Origin of the sequence: Sinobaca qinghaiensis (assembly GCF_003610495.1) — a bacterium.
Classification (GTDB): domain Bacteria; phylum Bacillota; class Bacilli; order Bacillales; family Marinococcaceae; genus Sinobaca; species Sinobaca qinghaiensis.
Genome location: NZ_RAPK01000010.1, coordinates 98029 through 111561, shown reverse-complemented (window position 1 = coordinate 111561; position 13533 = coordinate 98029). Strand labels below are relative to the sequence as shown.

The following is a 13533-nucleotide window of genomic DNA, read 5'->3' as shown; positions in this document are numbered from 1 at the left end:
TCCTAGTGCTCTGAGCGGTAAATGCGTTCAGCATGAACTGCTTCTTTTTCAATTTCATTCTGCTGGCGTAAGTGTGAAAAAAGGGCGTCGACAATAATGGCATTTACGTGCGTGCGGCCCACTTCTTCTCTGAGCTGGCGCACAGCCTGCTGAAAGTAGTCGTGTTTTTCTTCCGGAAGTTTTGTTTTTACAGCTGCCTGAAGCTCCAAAAGGCTGTTATTCCACCTTTTTTCGAAAGGCTGGTGCTGGTCTGTTTCCCCGTCCTCTATAAAAGGAGCCATATATTCGGCAGAAAACAGCGGTTTTCTGGTTTTTCCAGACGCAATAACGGCTTCAATACTTGATGCAACAAATTCCGCGATAGCTTCGTAGTCCACGTCTTCTTCTTTCTTTTTATCCAGTAGCAGCGTTATTTCTCTTGTGAAGCCTTTAAATAAAATAGTTACATCCCAGATATTGGACTGAACATCACTTCCAAACCCTTCCAGCAGCATATTTTTATGCCAGTTCAGCAGAATGCCGTAGCTTTGGTTCATCAGCTCGTTTACTCTCTGCGACTGCTGGGGCTTAGCCTGCTGAAGCATATAAATGAATTCCCTCTTGCCTATGAACCCGCGGATTTCTTCCATTACTTTCGCTTTAAAAGCTTCTCTGGGCGTAAGCGAGGTATCCATCTGAATAGCTTCTGAGCTGGCAATCATCTGGTCGCGGTTGTGGGTAGCAATGTTTAAAAGAATATCTTCTTTGTTTTCAAAGTATTTATAAATAGAGGCTTTAGACATCCGGCAGGCTTCAGCAATATCCTGAACCGATGTTTTGTAAAAGCCTCTTTCGGAAAATAGATGCATGCTTTTATTGAGTATGAACTGCTTTTTTTCTTTGGTCATAAATACATTCTTCTCCTTAAAACTAATGGGTTTCTATAAAACTACCAAGTTTTTTGCCATGATTTATCTTATCGAACCCATTCGTTAAAGTCAAGAATAATGTTTCTGCTTCCGAAATAAATATTTATTGTACTCCGGAAGCCATTTTTTGGATAAAAAAAGAAAAAAATGGCTGATTGTTGTTTCAAAAGAAAAAGAGGGGGAAGAAAGAAAGTATTGCCGAAAGTCATTCAAACAAAACAACAGGAGGATATATATGGACATTTCGAAAAGACAGACCGAAGGACAGCCCAACCAGACACAGCCGGAGCAGCCGGGGGTTGAATCTAAAATGGATCCCCATCCGGTTCAGCCGGATCATTATAAAGGCGCAGATAAGCTGAAAGACCGCGTAGCACTCATTACGGGTGGAGACAGCGGTATAGGCCGTGCAGTTGCAATGGCATACGCCAAAGAAGGTGCGCATGTAGCGATCAGCTATTACAATGAACATGAAGATGCAGAGGAAACAAAGCGGCTGGTGGAGCAGGAGGGAGTAAAGGCACTGCTTCTTCCTGGAGACGTATCGGAAGAAACGGTCTGCAGAGATATTGTAGAAAAAACCGTCAGTGAATTGGGGAAATTGGATATCGTAGTAAATAATGCAGCTATTCAATATCCGCAGAATGATATACAGGATATTTCCTTTGAACAGCTTGATAAAGTGTTCCGCACGAATTTCTACTCTGTTTTTCATGTAACCAAATTTGCCGTTCCGCATTTAAAGAACGGCAGTTCGATCATTAATACAACTTCTATTAACCCTTATCGGGGCAATCCTATTCTGATTGATTACACAGCAACAAAAGGAGCAATCGTCGGTTTTACAAGAAGTATGGCGGGAAGTCTTGTAGAAAAAGGCATTCGGGTTAATATGGTAGCGCCCGGCCCAATCTGGACGCCGCTCATCCCTTCTACTTTTGATGGGGAATCCGTGGAGCAGTTTGGTACCGATACACCTATGGGCCGTCCCGGCCAGCCTTCTGAGCACGTAGGGGCTTATGTACTGCTCGCTTCAGATGAATCATCCTATATGACTGGTCAGTGTATTCATATTAACGGCGGGGACTTTATGTCCTCTTAAGATAGAAAAACTCCCGGCAGCCGCCGGGAGTTCTTTTTATTTTAATGTAGTTATCTTATTGAGTACTGTCGTTCTAGGCTTCGCCTCGGGGATCTGGTCCGGATAACCGATCTGCATTAATCCGATAATCGTTTCATCGCTGTCGATATGCATCGCTTCTTTAAATGTATCGTTATCGATATAGCTGCCGGTTTTCCATATCATGCCGATACCCTGTTCCCAGGCACAAAGCTGGAAATTCTGGATGAGAGCACTTGCAGCCCCGTAATTTTCCTCCCATTTTTTGCGGTTTGTTTCAGCATTATTGATCACAAGCAGGTGAGCGGAAGGTCCCATTATTTTTGCCCGTATTTTATCAGGGTTTTTAGGCTTTTTGCACTGGCTGTTGTAAGCGAGCATCGCTTCCAGCAGATGTTCTTTGCCGTTATCAAGACAGAGGATAAAGCGCCACGGTTCCCGGACTCCATGATCTGGTGCCCATTTAGCGGTTTCCAGAAGGTCTATAATAACTTCTTCGGATACAGGCTTATCTGAAAAAGAGTTGATGGAGCGTCTCTCTGTAATAATATCAGCAAGGTCTTTACGCTGCGTTTGCAACATTGCAAAGTCATCCTTTCTTAATTGAGAATCATTTTCATTAATAGTAGCATAAATGGGCTGGAAGAACAAAAGAAAACCTGTTATACTTAAAAATGACTGATAGTCATTCATTTTTTTTGGAGGGATATATTATAGACAACACAAAAAGAGAGCGGATCCTGCAGAGTGCCATCAGCGTATTTTCTGAACAGGGGCTTGAAAAAACAAAAGTAGCCGATATCGTTAAGCAGGCAGGAATAGCGCAGGGGACCTTTTATTTATATTTTCATTCGAAATATGCATTGATTCCCTCCATAGCGGAAAAGCTGCTGGATGATATATTAAATATAATGGATGAAAGAGTGGCGGCAGAGCAGCCATTTGATAAAAAAATAGATGCAATTGTGGATGCCACATTTGATATTACCGCTGAATATAAGGACGTACTGGCTTTATGTTATTCCGGACTTTCCCTGTCAGGGGCTCTGCAGGAATGGGAAAAAATTTATGAGCCTTACTACCGCTGGATGGATCATCTTCTCGAAGATGCCGTCGAGAAACAGGAAATCCGTCCAGGTATCCGGATAAGAATCACTTCCAAGATGCTGATCGGCGTAATGGAAGAATCGGCGGAGCAGGTCTATTTATTCGATGAACAGTACAACGACAGCACAGAATACCGGGAAGAACTTAAATTATTTATTGTCCAGGGATTAAAATAATTTCCTGGCGTTTATACTGACTGACATTCATTCATTCATTAAAGGAGAAAAGTAATCATGAAATTTAAAGAATCAACGCTGCTGGGCTTGTCTGTATCAGGGGCTTTATTATTTTCTATTATGGGGATTATCTGGGGAATAGCTGCTTCTTCTCAAATGATTCTTTTTGACGGCCTCTATTCCTTCATCAGCCTCGGGCTGTCGGGTATGTCGATCAGCGCCTATTACTTTATGAAAAAGGAAAATTTAAAACAATTTCAATATGGAAAAGAATCAATCGAGCCGTTAATTGTTTCCTTCAAGGCACTTATCATTACATTATTATGTATAGGAGCTGCTGTTTCGTCGATTTATACGTTATGGCACGGGGGAAGAGACATTGCTCTTGGCAGCGCGCTTGTATATGCCGTGGTAAGCACTATTCTCTGCGGCGGAGTATATGGTGTGATACGAAGCAGAAAAGCAGAAGAGAATTCGTCTTTTTTACAGGCGGAATCAGCCCAGTGGCTGATGGATACTCTGCTCAGTGCAGGGGTGCTGGGGGGATTTATGTTTGCATTCCTTCTTCAGGCCGCTGGTTTTCACGCCGTGCTTCCTTATGTCGATCCATTTATGGTGCTTATTATCAGTGTGTATTTTTTGAAAATGCCGTACCGGCTGCTCCGCAGTAATGGAAGGGAGCTGATCCGAATGGTGCCGGCTCCGGCTACTGCAGCTCTGATTTACTCCAGAGCAGAAGATCTGTTAATTAAATATAAAATGCAGGACATGATAGTAAGAACCACCAAAGTAGGAAAAACGCTGTATATAGACATTGATTACATCGTAGACGAGGCATCCGGTATCCAGAACGTAAAGGAAATGGACAAGCTGCGCATGGAATTCGAAGCAGGGATGAAGCAGCTGGATATGGAAAAGTGGGTAACCATTACGTTTACGGCAGATAAATACTGGGCGGTTTAAAGGTGGGCATTAATTAAACGAATCGTTTCTGATATAGAGTGCCCGGTAAACAAGTAATCTGCCAGGTAATCAAGCTCTGTTTCGCTTTCATTAATAATAACCAGGGAAGCGCCGTTCTGCTTTGCATCCTGGGGGAAGTAGGAAGCCGGTGCAACCGTCAGGCTTGTTCCCATTACGATAAACAGATCCGACTGAAGAGCCGCTTTCTCTGCATCTTCTAAAGCACGGGAAGGAAGTATCTCTCCAAATAAAACAATATCAGGGCGGAGAAGTCCGCTGCAGGAAGGACATTTTATTTCTGCCCTTACATAACGGGAAGTATCCTCTTTTTTGCCGCATTCATCACAACGAAGCGCTGCCAGGGAACCATGAAGTTCGGAAACGAGACGGCTCCCTGCTTCCTGATGAAGATTGTCAACGTTCTGCGTAATAATCTGCTGCACAAGACCGTTACGCTCCCATTCCGACAGCAGTATATGACCGTCGTTAGGAGATACACTCTGCAGAGCTTCTATTCTTTTTTGGTAAAAAGAAACAAAAGCGGAGCGGTTGGAGCGCATAGCTTCGGTACTGGCCATTTTCACAGGATCGTATTTCTGCCAGAGGCCCTGCTGGGAACGGAAATCCGGGAGGCCGCTTTCTGTTGACATACCGGCCCCGGTCATTATGGTAGTGTAAGAGGAAGCTTTTAATAAATCGGCTATTTCCTTCATAAAATGGACAGCTCCTTTCCTTTAAAAGTCCGTCAGTTCAATGAGACGGTCATCGTTATTGGACGGATTACCCCGGCCGTCACTGTTATTTGTTAACATATATAAACTTTCTCCTTCGATCCATACATCACGTAGTCTGCCTTCTCCGCTGTAAATCACGTTCATTTCTTCCGTTTCCACATTAAACCGCATCAGCTGGGTGCCGCGGAGGCCGGTCACAATCACATGGCCATTATCGTCCACATCCATTCCGGAAGGAGCCCACGTATCACTGCCGGAATGAAAAAGAGGCGTCTGCATTTCTTCGTTCTGTTCATCCCCGGTAATTTCCGGCCAGCCATAATTTTCTCCCGCCTGAATCTGGTTGATTTCATCTTCAGCAGAAGAGCCGTGCTCCGAGCTGTACATAGTGCCTTCTTCATTCCAGGCCAGTCCCTGTGGATTACGGTGCCCATAGGAATATACGTAAGAGTTTTTTATAGGATTATCTTCAGGAATCGAGCCGTCTGTTTCCATTCTCAAAATGCTGCCGGCCAGATTGTCCGGATCCTGAGAGGTATCTTCTGCATCTGCGTCTCCGGTAGTGGCATAAAGCATCCCATCGGGACCGATTTCAAGACGGCCGCCATTATGAATAGATGCTCCAGGTATGCCTTCCAGCAGCACTTCATTTTCGGCCCATTCTCCGTCCGTTTGTTCGAGAGACACAATACGGTTGGCCAGTCCATTTTCCGATTCATACGTATAGTAGGCATAAGCTGTTTGGTTGGTATCGTTAAATCCGGGATCGAGAACAAAACCGAGAAAGCCGCCTTCGCCTTCTGCGGCCACTTCTTCGGACAGGTCAGGTTCTGTTCTTGAAACGGTACCGTTTTCATCAATCCACACAATGGCTCCCGGCCTTTCACTTACGAAAAATCCATTTTCATGCGGCTGGATGGACCAGGGAACATTAAGGTCTTCGGCAAGAGTATGGGCAGTGGCCGAGCTGTCGCTGCTGTTTTCCGGGCTGTTATCAGCCTCCTCATTTCCACAGGCGGCAAGAAGCAGGGAAACCCCGCCTAGAAAGAATAATGGCTTATACATGGAAACCCTCCTTATTGGGCATTGGCGATTTCTTTTTCACTCCACTTCCACAGGTCTTCAGCAAGCCCGCGGTCGAGAGCATTGTTAGAAGGAACAATCGGCTGCATGTTTTCGAAATATTTCCCGGAAATAGATGCTATTTCAGCTGCAGAGGCCAGATAAACAGCCGTCGAAGCTCCTTCTTCCGATGTTTGAAAGAAGGGACGAAGGGCCGCATGAATGCCTCTGCCAAATCCAGTATCGCGATTTACGCCGAGACTGGTGCTGACTGCACCGGGGTGCAGGCTGTTTACAGTAACGCTGGAACCTGCAAGGCGCTGATTAAGAGAAAGAGCGAATAAAATATTGGCCAGCTTGGATTGACCGTAGGCTTTCCATACACTGTAATTCGCTTTAAAATGAGGATCTTCAAAATTAATGCGTCCCCATTTATGGGCACCGGAAGACACCATAATTATCCGGCCCTGAGGCGCTGCTTTAAGTGTATCAAGAAGCAGATTCGTCAATAAAAAAGGACCAATATGATTGACACCAATGGTTTTTTCAAAGCCGTCGGCTGTCTCTGCTCTTGTAGTTTGAACAACTCCGGCGTTATTGATTAAAACATCGAGCGAATGCCATCTGGAAGTGAAATTCCGGCAGAAAGAACGAATGCTTTCCAAAGAAGCCAAGTCGCAGATCATCATTTCAGCGGAGTTTTTTCCACTGTAGCTATTAATTTCACGAACAGCATTGATACCCCGCTCGTTGTTTCTTGACGTAATAATAACGTGGGCGCCTTTTTTGGCAAGTGCTTTAGCCGAAGCAAGGCCCATGCCTGTATTTCCTCCGGTGATGAGTACTCGTTTTCCATTCATATGTACTGCCTCCTTTTATATATTCTGCTTATTCCCAATATGAACGTGGCGGAAACAAAAGGGGGGGATTGAAAGAACGCAAAAAAGAGCTCCCCCGGAGGGAAGCTCTTTTCATTATGGTTTTTACATTGGTGTCGGCTAAAATTATGCTTTAGTTACGTTAGCTGCTTGTGGTCCACGGTCGCCTTCAACGATCTCGAAGTTAACTTGCTGGCCTTCTTCAAGAGTTTTGAAGCCTTCTTCCTGAATTGCGGAGAAGTGTACGAATACGTCGTCTGCACCTTCGCGCTCGATGAAGCCAAAACCTTTTTCTGCGTTAAACCATTTAACTGTACCTTGTTCCATGTGATGTTCCTCCTGCGTGCGTAATAATCTGTTGCGCACTAATAGTATTACTTATCTTGCAAACCGATACCCTATTTGTAATAGTTGTACCGGACAAAATAGCTACTTTAGAATACCATCGATTTTTTAATTTTGCAACCACCCAGAGGACAAATTAATTATATTTTTCGCCTTTTCAGCTGTTTATGCGGTTAAACAATCAAATGTAAATGTTGTAAATGCTTTCAGTACAGTAGTTTCACGGGTTTTTAAAAAATAGCATTAATTACGAAAAAAAATTAATTCTTTTTTTGTTTATAGTTTATAGCGTCTTTTACAGTTTTAAATGCTTTGAAAGAGTTGAGATCGGCATGAACTTCTTTGGAACGTACGGCTATTTTCGGAGTGACGCCAGTTAAAAGCAGCTCGGTTCCAAGCAGGTTTAAGAGATCATATAACGTAAATAAGCTTTTGATTACCTCATCATCAAGTCTGACAAGACCGGACAAATCAAGAATAAGCGTTTCAATCTCGGAATAGTAAACGGCTTCTGTCACGTTATTAAATATGAGTTTAATCCGGTCTTCGTTAATATTTCCTATAAGCGGAAGCACGTAGACCTTGTCCATGACGGGTACGATAGGAGTAGAAAGAAGGGCTATTTCTTTATTATGTTCTCTGAGGCTTTCTTCTGCATTTTTCTGTACAGTAATATCTTTTTGCACCCCGATAAAAAAATATTTCTCTTCTTCTTCTGAATACACAGGGTCAATATGAAGTTCATTCCAGAATTTCTCGCCGTTTTTTTTGTAGTTTACCAGCTGCACACTTACAGACTCTTTCTGCGCAATAGCGTCACGCAGCTTCTGGACGGCAGTATTGGATGATTCAGGTCCCTGGAGAAAGCGGCAGTTTTTTCCAAGAATGTCCTCATAGCTGTAGCCGGTCATCTGCAGAAATCCCTGGTTGGTGTAAATGATCGGGTTGTCTTCAAGCTCCGGGTCGGAAACGATAACGCCAACTCGCGTATGGTCGATCGCTTCGAGAAGGATGGATGTAGCGGGCAGATCAATAGGAAAATGATGATCCATGTTGTGAAGGGCTCCTTTATTAAGTAATAGCTTTTTTTCTGTTCATAATAATATCAAATATTTTTATTGAATCACAGAAAAAAGACTCCCTGCCCGGACATGCCGCCGGTCAGGAAGTCTTTTATATTACTTATCTGTTACAGGGAACCATCCCGGCGTCTGGGTAACTGCCTGCCAGAGCGCATCAGGAATGACAAGTTTTTTCTGATCATGAACGGAAAGAGTGGTTTGGATCGTATCTTCTTTTCCGTTTACTATTTTTTCGATCCAGTCCGGTTCCATTATAAATTCCCGTCCTAGGGCAATAAGGGGGACTCCGGAAGCCATGGCTTTTTCTGCTTCTTCAGGTGTGTGAAGGGAACCAACCCCAATCACAGGAATACGTGAGCCTATCTTCTCCTGAATAAGTGCTACCCGGGAAGAAGTGTCGTGTTCATTTCTCATAGAACCTGACCAGAAGTTCTGGACAGAGACATGAAGATAATCGAGCGGCTGGGAAGATAATATTTCAGAAAGAGCAAGCGTATCTTCCATAGTGATACCAGGATTTTCTGCTTCTTCGGGAGAAAGCCGGTAGCCGACGATAAACGAATCATCCGCATGGAGCTCAGCCGCGTTCAATACGGCTTCTGTGACAGCAAGAGGGAACCTGGTACGGTTTTCAAAGCTGCCTCCCCATTCGTCTTCTCTTATATTAGAGTGTGGGGAAAAAAACTGCTGAATCAAATAGGTATTGGCTCCATGGATTTCCACTCCGTCAAATCCGGCCTCAGCTGCTCTTCTTACTGCTTCGCCGAAGCTGTGAATAATATGGTTGATTTCGTCTTTTTCCAAAGCTCTTGGCGTAACAGCTCCTTCGCGAACAGGGGCTACTGCGCTTGCGCTGACCGGCGTATTGTCCGGAACCAGCTCAGGCGGACACATTCTTCCACCGTGAAAAATCTGCAGAACTGCTTTAGAGCCCTTTGCTTTAATGGCATCAGCAAGTCTTGCAAGTCCCGGAATTAAATCATCGCGGTGCACGCCGATTTCGTCTTTAAAGCCTTTACCGTCTTCTGTAACATTTGCACAGGCCGTTACGACAACAGAAGCTCCGCCGGATCTTCTTTCATAATAAGCTATTTCTTCATCACTGACCTCACCGTCCGGTTTAGATGCAAAATTGGTCATCGGTGCCAGAAAGACCCGGTTTTTAAGTTCCTGTCCACGGGGGAGAGTGAATGGTTGTAAAAACGAATAGTTATTTGATGCAGTCATATAATGGCCTCCTCTATTTAAGTTACAAAGTATATTCTAGATAATGAATAATAACTAAAGCAAATAAATCAGCTCGTGAATGTTTGATGATTCATCAGACAGGGTACATTAAATAGTGGTTAGGATTTTACAGCAGTGGAAATGCTGCTACTAATTAAGGAGGAATTTATAATGGAAACAATGTTTACTTCTTACGCAACAGCACAAGGCGGCCGTGAAGGTCACGTGAAGTCAGACGATGGACTTATAGATGTGAACCTGGTACAGCCGGGATCCGGTTCGGACAAAGGCTCAAATCCCGAGCAGCTTTTTGCAGCAGGATACTCTGCATGCTATGACGGTGCATTAAACCTTATGGCCAAAAAAGAAAAAAAGGACATTACTTCAGAAACGACAGCAGCTGTAAGCTTAAATAAAGATGAAGAAGACAATGGCTTTAAAATCAGCGTAGAGCTGACGGTTAATATCTCCGGTGTTTCCCAGGAAGAAGCGGAAGAGTTAACGGAAAAAGCCCACCAATTCTGCCCTTACTCCAAAGCAACAAGAGGAAATATCGACGTAACAATTACGACAAAAGCAGAATAATAGAATGAAAAGAACGGCTGCATCTGCGGCCGTTCTTTTTTTATCTCTAAATATATATTAATTTATGCTAAACTAGACACTACTGAATAGATAAGCGTAAAAGGAGATATTACATGAACAACGAAAGTCCGGCTTTGGATGCGTTCCCTTCTTATATACAAGATAACTGGGAGAAAAGCAGTTATACAGAATGGACACCGATCCAGAAAAAAGTAATCCCGCCCTTGTTTAACGGCGAAAATGCCTTGTTTCATTCCCCGACCGGTACAGGTAAGACGGTAGCATATCTGCTGCCTTCTCTCCATAAGATAGATGAATCTGTTAAACAGACGCAGGTTCTGATTGTCGTGCCGACAAGAGAGCTTGCAATGCAGGTAGCAGAGCAGGTGAAAATCTGGACGCAGGGATCCGGCATTAAGTCCGCAGCTTTTATCGGCGGAGCCAATATCCAGCGTCAGCTCGATAAGCTTAAAAAAACAGTCCACGTGGTGGTAGGAACACCTGGACGGCTTGACGAGCTGAAAAGCAGAAAAAAGCTGAAGCTGCATGCGCTGCAGACATTTATCGCGGACGAAACCGACCAGCTGCTGCAAAAAGAAAATACAAAATACATGCAGTCGCTTCTAAAAGATGTGAAACGCGAAACCCAGCTGGTTTACACGTCAGCTACAGTTACTAAGGAAGTAAAGGCATTCGCTGAACGGACTATGGATCCTTATCAATTATTCAGTGTAGAATTTACGCAGGAAGAAAAAGAAAGAATTACTCATTTGTATATAGTGTCCGATGAGCGGGACAAAATTGACCAGATGAGAAAGATTGTAAATGCCGTAGGAAAACAGGCCATTGTTTTCGTTAACAACGCGGATAAGCTGGAAGAAGCTTCCGGGAAAATGAACTACAGGAACTGGTCTTCAAAAACCCTGCATGCGCAGAGTTCAAAAGAAGAACGGGAAAAGTCACTAAAAGCGTTCAGAAATGAAGAGATCCGGCTGCTGCTTGCTTCTGATGTAGCAGCGCGCGGACTGGATATTGAAGAACTGCCCTGCGTCATTTCACTGGATCTTCCGTTTACGAAAGAACAGTACACCCACCGCGCGGGAAGAACAGGGCGCATGGGAAGAGAAGGCCTTGTAATTACACTATGTACACCACGTGAAGAGTCGATCTTTAAGCGCATAGCAAAAGAGGCAGATGTCCATGCGGTGAAAGCTGCCATTAGAGGCGGAGAATTAGTAGAAGCATAAAAGCCGCTCCCGGAGGAACGGCTTCTAGACAGTATCAAATAATTCTTTTTCAAAAATGTTCAAATGAGTGGCCAGCGTAATAATACATTCTCTATGGTAGTATTGTTTCACTTCTTCAGCCATTTCTTGCTGAGAAGCGAAATAATGAACACTCTGTGTGCTGTCGGCCAGTGTTTCAATGTCGGATGACGTCCCGGCGGTTACCTGCTGAATTTTTTCATCAAAGATATAAGCGTAAGGCTTACTCATGTCAGGGCCCCCTTTAAAAATAGTTTTAGGAATGCCTTTATTTTATACCTATTAAGTGAGTAAATCAACGTAGCCTGTATAAAGATAATGTTACTATATTTTAATGATTGTAAAAAAACATTAATGAAAATGATGTTTTAAGATCAATAAATATGGTATAATATTAAGGTTATGGAATGAACTAGTTAAGCAAACTTGCAAGGTAAAAGTATCTGCCACACTATTTTGTTGCGGAAATAATAAGAAATATGAAATATAAAGGAGATCATTTTATTGACTTTGTTTAAAGAACTAAATATCAACCCGCAAATCCTAAAGGCTGTTGAGGCTATGGGATTTGAAGAAGCAACGCCTATCCAATCAGAGGTTATCCCTAAGCTTAAAGCAGGCAAGGATATCATCGGTCAGGCACAAACAGGAACAGGTAAAACAGCAGCATTCGGTATCCCGCTTATTGAAAACATGAACAAAGAAGAAAAAGCACCACAGGGCTTAATTCTCGCTCCTACAAGAGAATTGGCTATTCAGGTATCTGAAGAAATTAACCGCCTGGGCAAGTATGCAGGCATCTGGTCCCTTGCGATTTACGGTGGACAGGATATTTCACGCCAGATTAAAGCGTTGAAAAGATCCCCGCAGATTATCGTAGGAACTCCAGGACGCTTCATGGATCACATGAGAAGAAAAACAATCCGTCCCAACACAATGAGAATGGTCGTCTTGGATGAAGCAGACGAAATGCTCAGCATGGGATTTGTGGAAGACATTGAAACAATTCTCAGTGAAACACCAGAAGACCGTCAAACCCTTCTTTTCTCGGCAACAATGCCTACAAGACTAAAAACCGTAACAAATAAGTTCATGAAAGATCCAGAAGCCATTAAAGTGAAAAGCAAAGGCTTGACTGTTTCCAACATCGAACAGCGTTATATCGAAGTACCGGAAAAACAGAAGTTTGATACACTCTGTCATCAGCTTGACATTACTCCTCCTGAACTGGCTATCGTTTTCGGCCGGACAAAAAGAAGAGTAGATGAGCTTGCTGAAGCTCTTTCCCAGCGCGGCTATGCTGCAGAAGGTATCCACGGAGACCTGAAGCAGGAAAAGCGTGATAAAGTAATCCGTAAATTTAAAAAGTCTACTATTGATATCCTTGTGGCAACAGACGTTGCAGCACGTGGTCTTGATGTAACCGGCGTAACGCACGTTTACAACTTTGACCTGCCGCAGGATCCGGAAAGCTACGTTCACCGTATCGGCCGTACCGGACGTGCCGGTAAGAATGGTTTGGCATACAGCTTTGTTACGCCAAAAGAAAAAAGCCATTTGAAGTATATTGAAGATACAACTAAAGCTAAAATGATCAGAGAAGAGCTTCCTACTTTTGAAGATGCAATGGAAGGCCGCATCCATCAGGCTGTAGAAGATCTTGAAAAAGCGGCAAAAGGAGAAAAGCTGGACTCCCTTAGAGGACCGGCCGAAAACCTTCTTAGTGAATACGATGCAACAACGCTCGTAGCAGCTGCCCTTAAGATGAATACAAAAGAAGCTGAAAAAGCAACAGTCAAGCTTACAGAAGAAGCACCACTCCGCTCTAAAAAACAAGGCGGAGGCGGCAACTACCGTAAGAGAAATGACGGTCCCCGCGGCGCAGGCGGAGGCGGCAAAAAGCCTTACGGCAAGTCAACGCAGCGCAAAGAGAGTTATGCAAGAACAAGAAGAAATCCAAAACGTCCTGCTAACTCATAAAACAAAAATGAACCGCCTCCGGGCGGTTTTTTTGTATGAATACAGATGTCAGACACGCTGCAGCAAATGAGAAAAAGAGCGGAAATATGGTATAATAGCAC

Annotated in this window: 15 protein-coding genes; 6 read left to right on the top strand and 9 right to left on the bottom strand. The window is 43.7% G+C overall.

The window, feature by feature from the left end; translation table 11 throughout:
- Positions 1-2 precede the first annotated feature (2 nt).
- A complete protein-coding gene (locus tag ATL39_RS12590; protein ID WP_120193711.1) occupies positions 3-887 on the bottom strand; it encodes a TetR/AcrR family transcriptional regulator in 885 nt (294 codons plus the stop codon).
- Positions 888-1143: 256 nt separating this feature from the next.
- Here ATL39_RS12590 and ATL39_RS12585 point away from each other — a divergent pair, with 256 nt between their 5' ends.
- Positions 1144-2010: an SDR family oxidoreductase gene (locus ATL39_RS12585; RefSeq protein WP_120193710.1), complete on the top strand. Its 867-nt coding sequence runs from the start codon at positions 1144-1146 to the stop codon at positions 2008-2010.
- Between the two features lie 36 nt (positions 2011-2046).
- Here ATL39_RS12585 and ATL39_RS12580 read toward each other — a convergent pair whose 3' ends face one another.
- On the bottom strand, positions 2047-2610 hold the full coding sequence (locus ATL39_RS12580) for a nitroreductase family protein (RefSeq protein WP_170146925.1): 564 nt from the start codon (positions 2608-2610) through the stop codon (positions 2047-2049).
- Between the two features lie 92 nt (positions 2611-2702).
- On the opposite strand from ATL39_RS12580, the gene ATL39_RS12575 reads away from it, so the two are divergent.
- Both ATL39_RS12575 and ATL39_RS12570 read left to right on the top strand, forming a co-directional pair.
- The gene (locus ATL39_RS12575) at positions 2703-3311 is read left to right on the top strand and encodes a TetR/AcrR family transcriptional regulator (RefSeq protein WP_120193708.1); all 609 of its coding nucleotides are present in this window, start codon (positions 2703-2705) and stop codon (positions 3309-3311) included.
- 57 nt (positions 3312-3368) lie between these two features.
- On the top strand, positions 3369-4274 hold the full coding sequence (locus ATL39_RS12570) for a cation diffusion facilitator family transporter (RefSeq protein WP_120193707.1): 906 nt from the start codon (positions 3369-3371) through the stop codon (positions 4272-4274).
- On the opposite strand, the gene ATL39_RS12565 is transcribed toward ATL39_RS12570, so the two are convergent.
- The 6 genes from ATL39_RS12565 to ATL39_RS12540 form a co-directional block, all read right to left on the bottom strand.
- A complete protein-coding gene (locus ATL39_RS12565) occupies positions 4271-4987 on the bottom strand; it encodes an NAD-dependent deacylase (RefSeq protein ID WP_120193706.1) in 717 nt (238 codons plus the stop codon). The two genes, ATL39_RS12570 and ATL39_RS12565, sit on opposite strands and share 4 nt — an antisense overlap.
- A gap of 21 nt (positions 4988-5008) precedes the next feature.
- Positions 5009-6073, bottom strand: a complete 1065-nt coding sequence (locus tag ATL39_RS12560; RefSeq protein WP_120193705.1) for a PQQ-dependent sugar dehydrogenase — start codon at positions 6071-6073, stop codon at positions 5009-5011.
- Positions 6074-6084: 11 nt separating this feature from the next.
- The gene (locus ATL39_RS12555; protein WP_120193704.1) at positions 6085-6930 is read right to left on the bottom strand and encodes an SDR family oxidoreductase; all 846 of its coding nucleotides are present in this window, start codon (positions 6928-6930) and stop codon (positions 6085-6087) included.
- A 144-nt stretch (positions 6931-7074) separates the two neighbouring features.
- Entirely contained in the window at positions 7075-7275 is a 201-nt protein-coding gene (locus tag ATL39_RS12550; protein ID WP_120193703.1) for a cold-shock protein, read from the bottom strand.
- 278 nt (positions 7276-7553) lie between these two features.
- A complete protein-coding gene (gene ytvA, locus ATL39_RS12545; RefSeq protein ID WP_120193702.1) occupies positions 7554-8345 on the bottom strand; it encodes a YtvA family blue-light photoreceptor in 792 nt (263 codons plus the stop codon).
- 126 nt (positions 8346-8471) lie between these two features.
- Positions 8472-9602, bottom strand: a complete 1131-nt coding sequence (locus ATL39_RS12540) for an NADH-dependent flavin oxidoreductase (RefSeq protein ID WP_120193701.1) — start codon at positions 9600-9602, stop codon at positions 8472-8474.
- Between the two features lie 171 nt (positions 9603-9773).
- On the opposite strand from ATL39_RS12540, the gene ATL39_RS12535 reads away from it, so the two are divergent.
- Together ATL39_RS12535 and ATL39_RS12530 are read left to right on the top strand one after the other, a co-directional pair.
- Complete coding sequence (locus ATL39_RS12535; protein ID WP_425453002.1) at positions 9774-10187, top strand: organic hydroperoxide resistance protein; 414 nt, start codon at positions 9774-9776, stop codon at positions 10185-10187.
- Between the two features lie 113 nt (positions 10188-10300).
- Complete coding sequence (locus ATL39_RS12530) at positions 10301-11434, top strand: DEAD/DEAH box helicase (protein ID WP_120193700.1); 1134 nt, start codon at positions 10301-10303, stop codon at positions 11432-11434.
- 24 nt (positions 11435-11458) lie between these two features.
- Here the strand turns inward: ATL39_RS12530 and ATL39_RS12525 are convergent, their stop codons facing one another.
- Positions 11459-11683: a hypothetical protein gene (locus ATL39_RS12525; protein ID WP_120193699.1), complete on the bottom strand. Its 225-nt coding sequence runs from the start codon at positions 11681-11683 to the stop codon at positions 11459-11461.
- A gap of 273 nt (positions 11684-11956) precedes the next feature.
- On the opposite strand from ATL39_RS12525, the gene cshA reads away from it, so the two are divergent.
- Entirely contained in the window at positions 11957-13432 is a 1476-nt protein-coding gene (gene cshA, locus ATL39_RS12520) for a degradosome RNA helicase CshA (protein ID WP_120193698.1), read from the top strand.
- Positions 13433-13533: the final 101 nt, after the last annotated feature.